Source organism: Holdemania sp. 1001302B_160321_E10, assembly GCF_015552275.1.
In the GTDB taxonomy this organism is placed as follows: Bacteria; Bacillota_I; Bacilli_A; order Erysipelotrichales; family Erysipelotrichaceae; genus Holdemania.
On record NZ_JADNEM010000002.1, the window covers coordinates 139,147 to 152,234 of the forward strand.

13 protein-coding genes and 2 tRNA genes are annotated in these 13,088 nt (G+C 49.9%); 7 read left to right on the forward strand and 8 right to left on the reverse strand.

The features are described from left to right. Window positions 1-158: 158 nt before the first annotated feature. Together I2D94_RS01855 and I2D94_RS01860 are read right to left on the reverse strand one after the other, a co-directional pair. Entirely contained in the window at window positions 159-1,508 is a 1,350-nt protein-coding gene (locus tag I2D94_RS01855) for a four-carbon acid sugar kinase family protein (RefSeq protein ID WP_195395422.1), read from the reverse strand. After that, window positions 1,505-2,167, reverse strand: a complete 663-nt coding sequence (locus I2D94_RS01860) for an aspartate/glutamate racemase family protein (protein WP_195395423.1) — start codon at window positions 2,165-2,167, stop codon at window positions 1,505-1,507. Before I2D94_RS01860 ends, I2D94_RS01855 begins: the two co-directional genes overlap by 4 nt. A gap of 274 nt (window positions 2,168-2,441) precedes the next feature. On the opposite strand from I2D94_RS01860, the gene I2D94_RS01865 reads away from it, so the two are divergent. The 7 genes from I2D94_RS01865 to I2D94_RS01895 all read left to right on the forward strand — a co-directional run bounded on the left by I2D94_RS01865 (window position 2,442) and on the right by I2D94_RS01895 (window position 6,495). Next, on the forward strand, window positions 2,442-2,591 hold the full coding sequence (locus I2D94_RS01865) for a hypothetical protein (RefSeq protein ID WP_195395424.1): 150 nt from the start codon (window positions 2,442-2,444) through the stop codon (window positions 2,589-2,591). Window positions 2,592-2,866: 275 nt separating this feature from the next. After that, entirely contained in the window at window positions 2,867-3,553 is a 687-nt protein-coding gene (locus tag I2D94_RS01870) for a TM2 domain-containing protein (protein WP_229056717.1), read from the forward strand. A gap of 101 nt (window positions 3,554-3,654) precedes the next feature. Next, a tRNA-Ser gene (locus I2D94_RS01875) sits at window positions 3,655-3,744 on the forward strand. A gap of 135 nt (window positions 3,745-3,879) precedes the next feature. Further along, entirely contained in the window at window positions 3,880-4,410 is a 531-nt protein-coding gene (locus I2D94_RS01880) for a phosphatase PAP2 family protein (protein WP_072685064.1), read from the forward strand. A gap of 53 nt (window positions 4,411-4,463) precedes the next feature. Continuing rightward, window positions 4,464-4,550: transfer RNA gene (locus I2D94_RS01885), tRNA-Leu, on the forward strand. A gap of 358 nt (window positions 4,551-4,908) precedes the next feature. Further along, a complete protein-coding gene (locus I2D94_RS01890; RefSeq protein ID WP_195395425.1) occupies window positions 4,909-5,652 on the forward strand; it encodes a hypothetical protein in 744 nt (247 codons plus the stop codon). A 348-nt stretch (window positions 5,653-6,000) separates the two neighbouring features. Continuing rightward, window positions 6,001-6,495, forward strand: coding sequence for a CarD family transcriptional regulator (locus tag I2D94_RS01895; RefSeq protein WP_072684968.1), 495 nt, complete (start codon window positions 6,001-6,003; stop codon window positions 6,493-6,495). Window positions 6,496-6,504: 9 nt separating this feature from the next. Here I2D94_RS01895 and I2D94_RS01900 read toward each other — a convergent pair whose 3' ends face one another. The 6 genes from I2D94_RS01900 to I2D94_RS01925 all read right to left on the reverse strand — a co-directional run bounded on the left by I2D94_RS01900 (window position 6,505) and on the right by I2D94_RS01925 (window position 13,034). Further along, on the reverse strand, window positions 6,505-6,825 hold the full coding sequence (locus I2D94_RS01900) for a helix-turn-helix domain-containing protein (protein WP_072684967.1): 321 nt from the start codon (window positions 6,823-6,825) through the stop codon (window positions 6,505-6,507). A 797-nt stretch (window positions 6,826-7,622) separates the two neighbouring features. Next, a complete protein-coding gene (locus I2D94_RS01905; protein ID WP_195395426.1) occupies window positions 7,623-8,846 on the reverse strand; it encodes a phosphopentomutase in 1,224 nt (407 codons plus the stop codon). Window positions 8,847-8,863: 17 nt separating this feature from the next. Next, window positions 8,864-9,964, reverse strand: a complete 1,101-nt coding sequence (locus tag I2D94_RS01910) for an aminotransferase class V-fold PLP-dependent enzyme (protein ID WP_195395427.1) — start codon at window positions 9,962-9,964, stop codon at window positions 8,864-8,866. Between the two features lie 10 nt (window positions 9,965-9,974). Next, window positions 9,975-10,943, reverse strand: coding sequence for an amidase family protein (locus I2D94_RS01915; RefSeq protein ID WP_195395428.1), 969 nt, complete (start codon window positions 10,941-10,943; stop codon window positions 9,975-9,977). Between the two features lie 6 nt (window positions 10,944-10,949). Continuing rightward, window positions 10,950-12,119: an alanine racemase gene (locus I2D94_RS01920; RefSeq protein ID WP_072684962.1), complete on the reverse strand. Its 1,170-nt coding sequence runs from the start codon at window positions 12,117-12,119 to the stop codon at window positions 10,950-10,952. Window positions 12,120-12,122: 3 nt separating this feature from the next. Then, a complete protein-coding gene (locus tag I2D94_RS01925) occupies window positions 12,123-13,034 on the reverse strand; it encodes a phosphotriesterase (RefSeq protein ID WP_195395429.1) in 912 nt (303 codons plus the stop codon). Window positions 13,035-13,088: the final 54 nt, after the last annotated feature.

The following is a 13,088-nucleotide window of genomic DNA, read 5'->3' on the forward strand; positions in this document are numbered from 1 at the left end:
CTAGCCTGGAGGAGTTATCCGGCAATTCGATTCCCGTTTTTATTTGTTTTCTTGTTTTTTTGTTTATGGAAGGAAGAGGCAGCGGCTTCTGATCGAGAAATCTCCGCATTGCTTTTTTCCCGCAAATGCGAATGATCCGAAGAACGGGAACAGAAGGCTTATGCCTGCGCCGTATTCAGCTTTGCCACGATCTTCGCCAGCGTATCGTCTTCCCCGACATTACCGGGAAAGATCACAACGGGCAGCTCGGGAAACCGGCTGGCACGATCACAGCGAATCACGCCGATTCCCGGTTCAATCTGGCCTGATACCCATTCCCGCCTGACCCGAAGTCCCCGCGTCAGACAATCGCTGGACGTAATCCCGCCTTTGGTGATCATAAACCGCGGCCGCACATTCAGCTGTTCAACAACCCGGATGAACTGATCGTTGATCGACTGCGTCAGCCGCAGCTGATCCTCCGCGCTCCCCTGCGGCAGATCCACGCGTTCCCGCCGCGTCTGCAAAACTACCGTGATTCCCTCCGCCAGTTTTTGGTTTACAAGTCTGGCGCAGCGCTCGCTTTCTTCCATCAGCGAGCCCTGCAGGATCTGATGTTGATCAAAGACGATCGTTTCCAGGCATAAATTCTGGCGCAGCACTTCCAGCTGACGCGACGTTTTCTGGACATGCGAGCCTGCGACGATCAATCCGCCGTTGTGATTCTGCGGCTGCACGCAAACCCGCGGATCCAGCAGCGGTTTGTCATCCTGCTGTGCAAAGAGTTTACAGAAAGACGCCGCGGTCCGAAACAGGAATACCTTCTCTTTCAGCACCGTCTTTAATGGTCGGATCAACGCGCGCAGATCGTCATCCGTTTCCGCGTTGACAATGATCTTCTGAAAGCCGTGCGCCTGCCGCAGAATTCGCATAATTGCCGCTTCATCATGATTTCGCAGTATTTCCAGGGAAATTGACAGGCAGGAGACAGCCGGATAGCGTCCCTGGGTCTTTTCTTCCACATACACTTTGAGATCGCTGGCATGAAATCCAAACGTCTTATCCTGGGCAAATTCACTTTCCCCGACGGGCAGCCATTGTCCTCCCTGTTTCAGATAATGGATATCGTTCCGCGTGATTCGCATCCCCTGCAGATATGGACACAGAATTTCTCCCTCCACCTCAATTCCATGCTCGCTGAGTCCTGCGCGAACCGTTTCGGATTCCAGCGGATAATGCCCCCGCAGGGTTGAATCCGAGCGCAGTACCAGCCAAAAAGGAATGTTGCTTCGACGGGACGCCGTGATCAGATTCTGCGTCAATTCCCGCAGCAGGCAGCGCGCGGCTTCCGGCTTGAGCGCACGGGTGTTGGTCAGGATATAGACCATCGCCTCACTCTGCTGCAGGAGGTTTTCACAGGCTTCTTCCTCCCACGATGTATATACCGCGACGTCATGAACCATCTGAATCCCGGTCGGATCGTCATCGAGCACGACGATCTTAGGTGCTTTGTCAACGAAAGAACTCATGCCTGCTGCGCCAACATCTGCTTGACGCGTTCCACCGCTTTACGCGGGCTGGTCAGCACCGGCTTGGAAATTCCCTCCAGATAGGGAAGCATCACCGTCATGCTCCCCTGAGCCAAAACGATCACATCGCACTCCTGCTCGGCCTTTTTAATTTCTTTCAGCACGAGTTCATTATGTTTTTCCTGATTCTTCTCCTTCATCAAAATATCCAGTGCCCCGGCAACCAGATACTCCTTCATTTCCACGGCTTTGCCTGCTTGCCGTGCTTTTGTACGAATCAGATTGCAGCTTGGTTTCATCGTTGAACCCACCGTAGCGATCACGCCGATTTTCGTTCCCAGCTGCACCGCTTCCTCGGCCATCGGCTCGTCGATCTTAAGCAGCGGGCAGGTTACAGTCTGCTTCACAATATCCGCGCTTTCACCCACGGATGAGCATTGGTTCAGAATCAAGTCCACGCCCATCGACTGCGCCGCCTGACCATACAGGCACATCCTTGAGACGATGCCCGGCGTGATTCCATTATTGCGCTTGACCTCCTCCAGTAAACTGTCGTCAATGATGTTGATCATCTCCACCTCCGGCAGCAACTCCGCAAACAAGGCTTTCAGCTCGTTAAGCGAAACCGGACTGGTATGAATAACTGCGACTTTCTGCATAATAATCTCCTCCTTTATGCTTTGTCTTCATTTTACAGGAAAGCTGAATTTTCAGAGTAAAACAAACGGTCAGAATAATCATTGCTTTTTTCACTTGTTTTGGTTTTTTTATGTTTCTTGCATGGCGAGCAATGGATTACTGAAAACCAGGCGCAAAAAATCCGGCAGATGAAAGACAACCTGTTTTTCATTCCTTCCATTCCCGCGGCAATCCTGTTTAAGCATAAAATTATCTTCATTTTCCAGGGTTGAATTGTGTCTGTTTGAGCCGATTATGGAAAAACGAAAAGACGATTCTATCGGAACGGGCATCCGCAATGTGCCGCTTTCCATGTGTAAGTTGGCGCTGAAGATCAATATCCGCCTAAAGGAAATGATAAAAAGATTATTCGCAAAGCTAAAAGAACGCGAACAGTTCTCTTAAGGGTCTCTTGCGGAAATCAACTTTTCTTTGTCTGTGGTCTTTTTAACCCTATCTGGCGAAATCAGGTTTTGTTTCTGTTTCCAGTAAAGTTCAATCCAAAGAAAGGACAAATGGATTCAGTCACGGTTGTCTCAGCGAACAACGCTTTTCTTCTTGCAGCTTCGCCGAAAAGTCACTTTCTTACGAAATTCTTCATAAGTTTTTCCGATTGTTTTTAAATAAATCTGATATACTGTATTTACAAACGCAAATATGCTGCACAGGAGGTTTACCTTATGAATGATCATGAAGAATATGATCCGATACTTATGTTTTTTATCACCTTCTTTTTTGGAGTCTTTGGCGTTCACCACTTTATTCGCCGCCAATATGGCTTGGGAGTTTTATACTTCTTTACATTTGGGGTCATGGGAATCGGCTGGCTGATTGATACGATCCGCGCCTTCATTACAATGTTCAAAACAAACAGCGAACCGCAAAATGACGGAAGACATTGCCGTCAGTGCGGACGACGTCTGGAGCCGAACCGCGAATCCACCTTATGTCCGCATTGCGAGGAACAAATGGAGCAGGATTATTTACAAATCTCCAAACACTTCACCCGCGTCATCGACGAAGTGGAAAAAGGCCAGCCGCATTTAGAGGATTACCTGCGCCGTTTTGATATTCTGAATAAAGACGTTGAACAGATGTGGGATCTGGCGCAGGACATTGACGTTGAACCTCCGTTTCATCAGAGCGATCTGCGGCAGGCGATGGACCGCAAATTCGCTGAAGCGGTCAGTACGCGGATCTCCATGGCCTTGGAAAAATCCCAGATCACAATGGATACTGTCAAATTGAAACAGGAGCTGATGACGCTGACCGAGGAATTGATCGACTGCAAATACCATTTTCCGAAATATGCCGGACTGATTAATCCCATGATTGAAAAGACGAAGGAAACGTTGAACAAAATCTGAAAGACAAGTAAGAAAGACGGCTGCTGAGTCGTCTTTTTCTTATGAATTTTGCTAAAACCTTTGACATCCCGATATGGATCCGCTATAATATAAAAGCACTTGGAGAATTGGCCGAGTGGTTTAAGGCACCATCTTGGAAAGGTGGCGAAGTGGCAACGCTTCCGTGAGTTCGAATCTCATGTTCTCCGCCATGTGTAAATAAAGGCTTAACCAAGCCTTTTTTCTTTATTTTCTTAAGTTTTTTTCAACAACTCTTAAGAATCAGTACCGCCCTTTTGTGTTATGCTAGGGATAGTTTCAAGAAGGAGGGATTCCCTTTGGATTTCATGATTATGGAATGGATCACACAGGTGTTCCAATCTCCGGCCATGACGGCGGTCATGCGCTTTATTACCGGCTGGGGAAATTTAGGCGCATTGTGGATTTGCTTCGCATTTTATTTTTACTTTATTAAGAAGGATCGTCAGACTGCCGCCTTTCTGCTTCTGGCCATCGTGCTGACCTGGTCGTTAAACGATTTAGTAATTAAACAGCTGGTCGACCGGCCGCGGCCGTTTATGACGCATGCCGAACTGCCGGCTCTGATTGCGATGCCGACGTCCAGTTCGTTTCCATCAGGTCATACCGCGACTTCCTTTGCGGCGATGATGATTCTATTCGCTTATGGCGGCCCTTATAAATGGATGGGATTAGGCGGAGCTGTTTTAATCGCCTTCTCACGGATTTACCTGCACGTGCATTACCCCTCGGACGTTCTGGCAGGCTGTCTTGTCGGTCTGTGTATCGGCGCCTGGCTTGTCCGATTGATGAAGCAACGCAGCGTTAAGCTCACACCGGCCGACGGGGAAAAGTGTTAATTTCTACTTGATTTCACTCTGGGGATCAGATATAATAAATAAGCACATGAATTCCCCAGGTGGCGAAATTGGTAGACGCAAACGACTCAAAATCGTTCGGTAGTGATACCATGCCGGTTCGAGTCCGGCCCCGGGGACCACGAAAAAGACAATCAGACGAAAGTCTGATTTTTTTGTATTTGAACCTTAGCGGTGATAACTGACGATTTTTGAGCTTATCCAGCACCTGCCTCGGCAGAAAAGGAAATATCAGATGCAGGAAATAGCCATCTTCATAAATAGAAAGTCCAACAGGATGATTTCAACGTCAGAATCACTATTTTTTTCATGAATCACATTTCAGATCAGCGTCCTCTAATCTTATCAATTTAACGTTCTTAATATGACTAATGTTATCCCTGTTTTCTTAACTTTTTATGAACTTGGATCCCTTCCCGTCTTATTTTTGTTATACTTTAGATAAATAATGTATTCTGCTTAATTTCAGGAGGTGTTTCAATGAAGAATTCCGGTACTGTTCTCCTCTGTGCATTTCTGCTTGCTGCTTGCGCCGTCGACAGGAATAACGCCGCCCCTCAGGTTCAGCTTGACGAATCTTCCGCTTCTGCTGATCTGCAGGCTTGTTCCTATACCGACGCCTATGCCCAACTGGATCCGGATTCGATTCAAATTCAGAATCTGCTTTTGGAATTTGTCCCTGACGCGCTGGATCAGGATACGCTTATTCAGGCCAGCACCGATGTCGTTTTAGCGACAGTTTGTTCCATTGAGGGAGGAAGCACCGTTCATGAGATCAAACATAAGATTGTTCTGCCTTATACTTATGGCACTCTGACAATTCTCAAAAGCCTGAAAGGTGATCTTTCTGCCGGTCAAACGATCCATTTCACACGTTCTGGCGGTATCATCGCTTACGAAGAATATCTTCAAACCTTAGAGCCCAGTCAAAGGAACGCTGTGGCATCAGCCACTGAAAAACCTGCTTATATCAAGCAAAAAGTTTCCGAAGATATCGACATTGAAGTTGGAAAGTCCTATTTAGTTTATCTGTCTGACGATTCATATCAAGTAAAACCCGATGCTTATGCGATCCTTGGCTACCAAGGCGGTCTGCGGGAAGTCCGGACCGCTAGGGATCTGCAGATTACGCCCGAAACTCCGTTTTCCGAAATTGAAGTTTATCAGTTTATTGACAACAGTTGGGAACCTTTAACACTTATTTTTACCGATTCCTCTCAATGATGAAAGGAAATAGAGGCGATGAACAAACTTAAAAAATCAGATTTTGAATTTGTGCTCTGCCTGGTTATTATCTTTCCTTCCGGCTGACTTTGATTCTTTGCGCTATGACATTGGAAAAAATCATCCCTGATGTCTTTTTGCTGAATGTATTCATTTTTCTTCTTCTGATCATCCTGCCGCTGGTTCTTATAAGCCTTATACTGCGATGCTTGGGCCGCTGTTTTCCACGCTTATTTTAACCCTGACTTTCCCCCTTCCGGATGCCGTTGACGATTTTACTTACGAAAATCCCTTAAAAATGGTAAAATAGAGGTATAGATTCACCTTTTGGAAGGGGGAATGAGCTTCATGTTTAAAGAAAAGGATTATGTACGTTATGGTGCGCGAGGAATATTCCAGGTTGATCAGATTGTCAAAAAAGAACTGAAACCGCGCCGTCCTGAAACGTGTTACGTGCTCAATTCCGTTTATGGCATCCATACGCAGATCGTAACGCCAGCCTCCAATTCACAACTGCGCCCGGTCATGAATCGGGAAGAGATTGAACAGATGATCAACGAAATGCCGCAGCTGGAATCCGCCTGGATTGATGATAAGCGCAAACGCGAGGAAACTTACCAGGCAATTCTGGCAGAAGGCGACGGCCGCAAGCTCGCGCAGATGATCATCTCGATTTACACTCAGAAACAGGACAAGCTGAAGGATCGTAAATCACTGTCCCGTGCGGATGCTGAAATGCTCGCCCGGGCAGAAGACCTGCTTCATGAGGAAATTTCATTATCGTTCAAAATAAAAAAAGAAGAGGTTGCCGATTACCTCCTCAGCCGATTTAAAGACAAATAAGTCTGATCGTTACGGAAGAACAGCATTTGATGCCGGCCTTTCCGTTTTTTTATGCTTTTTCAGCTCTGCCGGATTGATTATTTCTTCTTCCTCCTCAAATACATAATCGTTGAGTTCCGGAAAATCCAGAAATTCAGTCAGCGTCATATTAAAGCCCAGAGCGATGCGATGCAGCGTGCTGACACGCGGATCCTTGGTGTTGCCGCGGATAATATTATCCAGCGTCGATTGCCGCAGAGAAGACATTTTTGCCAGGCGATGAACGGTTATGCCTCCTCGCTGACGACACAGATCTTTAATTCGGTGGATAAGCATTTCAGAATATTCCATAGCCGACTCCTTTCATGATTTGATCCCCGTCTTCCCCATTTCTGAAAGACTTGATTCTTATCATAACAAGCAAAAGGCAGGTTTATACCCGAATTCGGTTAACCATCCCTTTTCTGCATCAAAAACAATCGTCTGCTCTGAAAATATTTTCAACAAAGTCAATGTTCGCAGGGAACTGACGCCGCGCATTCGAAAAGGCAAATTCTGTCAGAAATCTGCTTCTTTTCTTCCCATCCTGTATGCTTCCTTCTCTTACTCAGCTTGCTGAGTTCAAGGTCTGGGCAAAACTCTCTTCATCCAGATGCAGCGGGTTATGTTCCCTTCGTTTATCTCATGGCTTGCCCCGTTGTCCCACACGAAGCAGTATCATGGATTGTGCAGCCTCTCTGCCTGCTGTATTTTCCTGTCCCGCTCTCACTTGCAAAAGCACAATTCGCCGGATTATCCCCTCTTCTTTCACTGCATTCCAGATCTGACGCTTTGGTTGATCCTTCCTTCTCCCCTTAACGGCATCAAGCATTTTCTGTATTATCTCTTTCTCTGCAATAAGTATAGAACACCTTAGTTTTAACTGACCAAACTGCCAACATGATTTTCCTGAAACGAAAAGGATTGGCCTGTCTTCTTTCGAATCATGCCAATTCTATTCTTATTGAATGATCTTCCTTATAACTTTCTCTAAGTTCAGGTATTGGCTATTTTCAAGTTTTTCATATCGGTGCTCTCTGCCTGTGCCGATCAATCTTCCCGCCGATAAAAAAGTCAGCATATCCTCTTCGCAATATGCTAACTTCGATTTAACCTTGCGGCAGCTGAAGCAAATCCAGATACGAAGTCCCGTTTTCCGGGGCATCCGTGCCAAAGAAATCACAGCACGTCGCACCGTTGTCGGACATCGTGCGCCGTGTTCCGATTTTCACGCCTTTCAGACCTTTCCGATAAATCAACAACGGAACACATTCGCGGGTATGCCGGCTGCTGCCGATATCCGGATCATTGCCATGATCCGCCTGAACGATTAATATATCGTCTTCCGTCAGTTCCGGCAGGATTTCCGCCAGACCCGCGTCAGCCTGTTCCAGAATCCGCCTGTATTCCGCGCTGTCCTGTGAATGCCCTGCCAGATCAGTTTCCTGAACATTGGTGCAGATAAACCCGGTATCCATGCGGCGCACGGCGTCCAACGTCAGCCTCATGCACTCCGGCGTCGGCACGCAGGAAAGACTGGTACCCAGATCGTTGGCGACAATATCCGCGACCTTGCCGATCAATACGCACGGAATTTTAGCTTTGGTCAGGATTGTTGGAACCTGGACATTCTTGTTGACGCCATACCCCAGATGACGGCATTGATAACCTTGTTCGTAGGATTTGGATTTTGCCGAAGCGATTCCGATAAACCTGCCCTGCCTGATTTCCTCAGCGTTATATAAATCCTGCATCGTATTGCCGGTGCCGCCGAATACGATCACCCGGCCGACCGTCACGACCTCGCGGACCCGCTCCGCGATTTCCACTTCTTTTTCAAAAGAAATCAAATCCAGCGGCGCGGTCACGTTGTAGCACATACCCAGATCTGCTTCCAGATTATCGGCGATCGTGACGAACTTGTCGCAGACCACATACCGCAGTCCCTGTCGTTCGATGATTTCAACTTGATGGCCGCAGTTTTTCAAGTGCGCTGCGACGACGTCGACTTTCTGCTGGAATGGATGGACTTCCGGCTGCTTTGGCAGAGTCCCCATAATTTCCTGATGCCCCATGAACGTATCCGCTCCGAAATGCATCAATTCGCTTTTGCCGAAATTGGCTTGAGGATTGAATTTCATCTGCGCACTTTCGCTGCCATACGCGTTCATCAACCCCAGCTTTTCCAGCGTCGGCAGCTTCAGATCCGGGTGATCGCGCAGGATGCTGCGCAGCGTGTTTGCCTTCTCATCGCCCGGACGCACCGCAGCGGCATCCTCCATCGCGCCGATCCCGAAGCCGTCCAGAACGACGATGATAAATCGCTTACTCATCCGCTTCACCCCCGCACTCAGGCTTCATTCGCTTCCTGAATGCTTTCTGCCAGAATCCTTAACACCGTATCCGCACCGGAGCGGTTGGGATTGATGCGGATCATATATTCACCATAGCGAGGGTCTGATTTTAAGAACGTTCCGGACACGCGGTAGAACATCGGCGCCAGTTCATATTTGGATTCCGCGCCGACCGGATTAGGCAGAGCGCCGCGTTTTTCAGCCGCCGCCAGCACCTTTTTCGCGATCGGCTCAGCAAATTCGACTAACAGCACCTTCGACTGAGCGTTGGCGATGCAGGCCTGCTTAATCCCTTTGACTTCCCCGGCCTGAATGCGTTTGAGCGCTTCTTTTGCTGCGGCATCCGTCAGCGCCAGCATCACCGGCGCGTAGGTCAGACCACGCAGAACCTCCAGCGCTTCCCAGCCCTGCGTCTGGCATCCGCCGGAATAGTGCATCTTCCGGATCCGGTCGATGATCACCTTGCGTCCTACGACACAGCCGATCCCTTCCGGTCCCTGCAGCTTGAACGTCGAGAAGCAGGAGACGTCCGCTCCGCATTCGCATCCGATCTTTTCCACCTTCATGACGCCATAGTTATCGTCGATCAACACTGGAATATCCGCCGTCTGCTTGATCGTGGCGATCACTTCCGCCAGATGATAGCTGTCGTCAATTTTCTGCCGGCTGTGCTGTACCAGCGCCCCGCGGATATCCGGATTTTCCTGCAGCGTTCTGACGATTGCCGACAAGTCGTTAAAGTTGGATGGCACCGGGACCAGACCAAACATTTCAAAACTGGTCTGGGTTGTCGAATAGGCCGGAGCTTCGTGAATCAGAATCTTCTGACCGCACTCCATCATCGCGCTCAAGCCATAGCGAATCGCGCCGGTTCCGCTGCCGCGGACCAAGATGCAATCCTCAGCACCGAAGAACTCCGCAATCGCCTGTTCTGCTTTCCGCGTCGTCACCGGCTGATTGCCCGGCTGATGGACTCCCAGATCCCCGCGCGTTAAACTTTCAGTGCCGCGAAAGTGCCGCGTAATGCAGTCGACCAGCTTAAACTGCTTCTGCATCGCCTGTTCCAAAGTCATATTTTTTAATGGGTAAACGTTCATTGTTGTCCTCCTATATTTCGTAACCTTCGATAAAATAGTTGTTCAGATCCAAAAAATACCGTTCGATCAGTTCGTCATGAACTTCCTCAATCTGTTCGGCCAGATAAAGCAGCCGCGCGATTTTTTCACTTTGACTTTCGCACATCAGAAGCGTCGCCATGCCCAAGCCGGACTGCGGCAGCGACAGCGCCGTTGCACCGGCCAGATTGCACACGCGGACATAGCCCTTCCCCGCGGCCTGCTGAATCCTTTGCGTCCGCGCATCGAAATGACCGAACAGCGAATCGCCGAAACCGTCCAGATCAATCGGCCCTTCGGTGATCATAAAGACGTCGCAGCGTTTCAGAAGCGCTTGTAAATACGCTGTCAGTACGGCGCGCGGTGCGGCCGGATCCTCAATCGCAATGACCTGCGCGTCGATTCCCGGATATTCCCGATCCGCCAGAACCCTTCCAACGCCGGAGGCCGGACGGATGCCGATGGCAGCCTGAATTGCCTTCATCAGGATCTTTTTATCGCGGGCCATAAAGCCGATCGAATTGGCTGATGTGATGTTGTCGGTGTTGGGTTTGAGCTGCTGCGGACGGTCGGCTTCGATCAGCCTGGAAATGAAGCTTAAAATATTGACGCTGATCGCCGGCGCCAAAACGCTGCCCCCGCCGTCGTTGCCGATGCCCAGATCATTGATGCCCGCGAATACGTTGATCGCGGTGCCGGAGGAGGAACCTGACATGAAACGGCCGCTGATCGGATTGATCAGCTCCGTGTCGACAGCCCGGCCGGCCAGCTGAGATTTCTTGTCGATTGTGTGCAGCGTGAAGCCCGCAGGTTCCAGTCTGTGCATCAGCGTATTCGGAATGGAACGCACGTTTTTGATTCCAACCAGAAGCTTTTCCGGATCGCCGTCCAATACCTTGACGATGGATCCATAGGGATTTAGCAATGCGGTTTTATGCTGCAGCGAATAGTTGTCTTTCATCCTGTTTTACTCCCAATTTACCTGAATTTTTCGGCCCTGACTGTCAAACAGCCCGCTGATCCGCGGACAGCCCCGGCTGAGTCCTTCGACGATCGCGACATGGCTGCGGGTTGTAAAAATCTGAGCTCGGAAGCACATCAGCGCGGTATCGGATACCGTGCAGTTGCGGTCGATTTCAAAATGATAGTCGATCGAATCGTCATCGGGCGCCTGAATGTTGAACATCCGCGCGTGCGCGAGATCTCGGCCGACCAGGACATGCGCCATGTGTCCGCGCCGGTAGTGTCCGCCGCCGAAGCAGTACGCCTTGTCCTTATAATTGTGCGAGATTTCCGAAACATAAAGATAGCCGATATTCTCCGGTTCGCGGCTGGCTTTGTGCAGCGGCGTCGTGCCGGTCAGCCCGTGGCCGGGTTCGCCGTTGTTGCCGCCTAACTGCCGGATTGTGGGAATGGAGGCGCAGCAAGTCGCGCTGGGGATGTTGATCAACAATTCATCCGACACTTTATCTTTCAGATAATCCACCGCCCGAAGCAGGCCGCTGACATTGCTTGTGGCTTCTATCTTCTGTGTTTTTTCACTGTAAAGCAACGCTGGAAACACGGTCACGCCGCCGATCCGCACGTGCCTGAGCGACTTGACTTTCGCCAGGATTTCCGGCAGCTGAGCGCTGGAAAAGCCGGCGATCTGACCGGAATACAGGCTGGCGTCGTCATCCGTAATCCGGATCATAAGCGGCTGTACCCGATTGATTTCCGCGGCTGCCTGATCGATCTCCGCAATCTTTTCAAGACTGTACACCGTCATCACATCCGGACGCGCCGCAATGATTTTCCTCAGCGCAGCCTTGGGCGTCTGAACCAGGTGACCGACGTTGCCCAGATGAATTCCATTCTCAATCATCACCAGCGCTTCCTTGTAATCGACCGCGACGCAGCCGGCAAAGCCCAGCTCCATCAGCCGTTTTGCGACGATTGGATTCCGGCCCAGCTGTTTCAGCATGAAAAACAATTTCACATCATTTTGACGGGCGGTTTCCAGCATTCGCCTTCCATTTTCAGCGATCGTATCGAGATCCAACAGATAGGTGTCGGGGAGAATCAGACCCTGCTGATGCGCATGAAAAGCAAATTCGATCAGTTTTGAATTATTCTGCAGGCATTGATTCAAAAACATAGTCTACCTCCACTCGTTATCCAGGATCCGCGCCGGATTATCCGTCAGACAGCGTTGAATCTGCCGCTCTGAGGCGCCGGCCTGCTTCAGAAGCGGAACGACCCACTTCATTACGCTCAAATACCCGTCTCCGCCATGACTTGTGAAATAAGTCCGCCGGGATATATCGTTGCTGAAAAGCAGATGATCGCCATAGCCGGCTTCCATGATCGCCAGCGCGTTGCGGGCGCGGGTTTCATCCGGCATGTACACTTTCTTGCCGCAGGTGTCAAACGCGAGATTCACGCCGTAATTCAACAGCTGGCAATGATACTTTGTGTCGTCGATCAAGTCCTGATGCCCGATGATGATCTTATCCGGATCGACCCCTTCCGCCAGCAGCGTTTCGATCGTTTCCACGGCGGTCGCGCGGCCGGTGTGCGTCGATACCGCCGCCCCGGTCAGCCGGGAAGCGATGCCGGCAGCCTTCAGAATCTTCTTTTCCTCCCCCTCGAAGCGTTCCGGGGACGAGGCGATCTCAGCGATGATCCCGGCCCGGATTCCGGTATCGTCGATGCCTTCGGTCAGCTCCCTGACATACACTTCTGCGATCTGCTGAGCCGAAGCTGTTTTCAGCCAGTCCGGGTGATACTGCGTTAAATAAAAACCGGTGGACGCCACGATCGTCAATCCGGTGTCCAAACTGATCTGTTTCAATTTACGGACGTCGCGGCCTAAATCAATCGTGCTGACCTCCACTGCCGCCTGAACGCCCAGCGCCATCATCTTTTTGATTTCCGGCTCGACTTCCGCCGGCGTTTCAATCATGCTGATGCCGTCATGACGGACCCGATCCAGATCCACAATGAAGTGTTCGTGGCACATCGTAACGCCCAGCTTTTCTTTTTCAATATCGTTTAAAACCGTACGGATCATGAAATTTCCTCCTTAAAAAGAAAGAGGCATCCGAAGATGCCCCTAAATGAATAC

Coding starts and splice junctions, on each gene's coding strand:
- I2D94_RS01860 (WP_195395423.1), bottom strand. CDS start 2,167: ATGCAGAAAGTCGCAGTTATTCATACCAGTCCGGTTTCGCTTAACGAG.
- I2D94_RS01900 (WP_072684967.1), bottom strand. CDS start 6,825: ATGGAATATTCTGAAATGCTTATCCACCGAATTAAAGATCTGTGTCGT.
- I2D94_RS01920 (WP_072684962.1), bottom strand. CDS start 12,119: ATGTTTTTGAATCAATGCCTGCAGAATAATTCAAAACTGATCGAATTT.
- I2D94_RS01865 (WP_195395424.1), top strand. CDS start 2,442: ATGGAAAAACGAAAAGACGATTCTATCGGAACGGGCATCCGCAATGTG.
- I2D94_RS01880 (WP_072685064.1), top strand. CDS start 3,880: ATGATTATGGAATGGATCACACAGGTGTTCCAATCTCCGGCCATGACG.
- I2D94_RS01870 (WP_229056717.1), top strand. CDS start 2,867: ATGAATGATCATGAAGAATATGATCCGATACTTATGTTTTTTATCACC.
- I2D94_RS01855 (WP_195395422.1), bottom strand. CDS start 1,508: ATGAGTTCTTTCGTTGACAAAGCACCTAAGATCGTCGTGCTCGATGAC.
- I2D94_RS01915 (WP_195395428.1), bottom strand. CDS start 10,943: ATGAAAGACAACTATTCGCTGCAGCATAAAACCGCATTGCTAAATCCC.
- I2D94_RS01890 (WP_195395425.1), top strand. CDS start 4,909: ATGAAGAATTCCGGTACTGTTCTCCTCTGTGCATTTCTGCTTGCTGCT.
- I2D94_RS01895 (WP_072684968.1), top strand. CDS start 6,001: ATGTTTAAAGAAAAGGATTATGTACGTTATGGTGCGCGAGGAATATTC.
- I2D94_RS01910 (WP_195395427.1), bottom strand. CDS start 9,964: ATGAACGTTTACCCATTAAAAAATATGACTTTGGAACAGGCGATGCAG.
- I2D94_RS01925 (WP_195395429.1), bottom strand. CDS start 13,034: ATGATCCGTACGGTTTTAAACGATATTGAAAAAGAAAAGCTGGGCGTT.
- I2D94_RS01905 (WP_195395426.1), bottom strand. CDS start 8,846: ATGAGTAAGCGATTTATCATCGTCGTTCTGGACGGCTTCGGGATCGGC.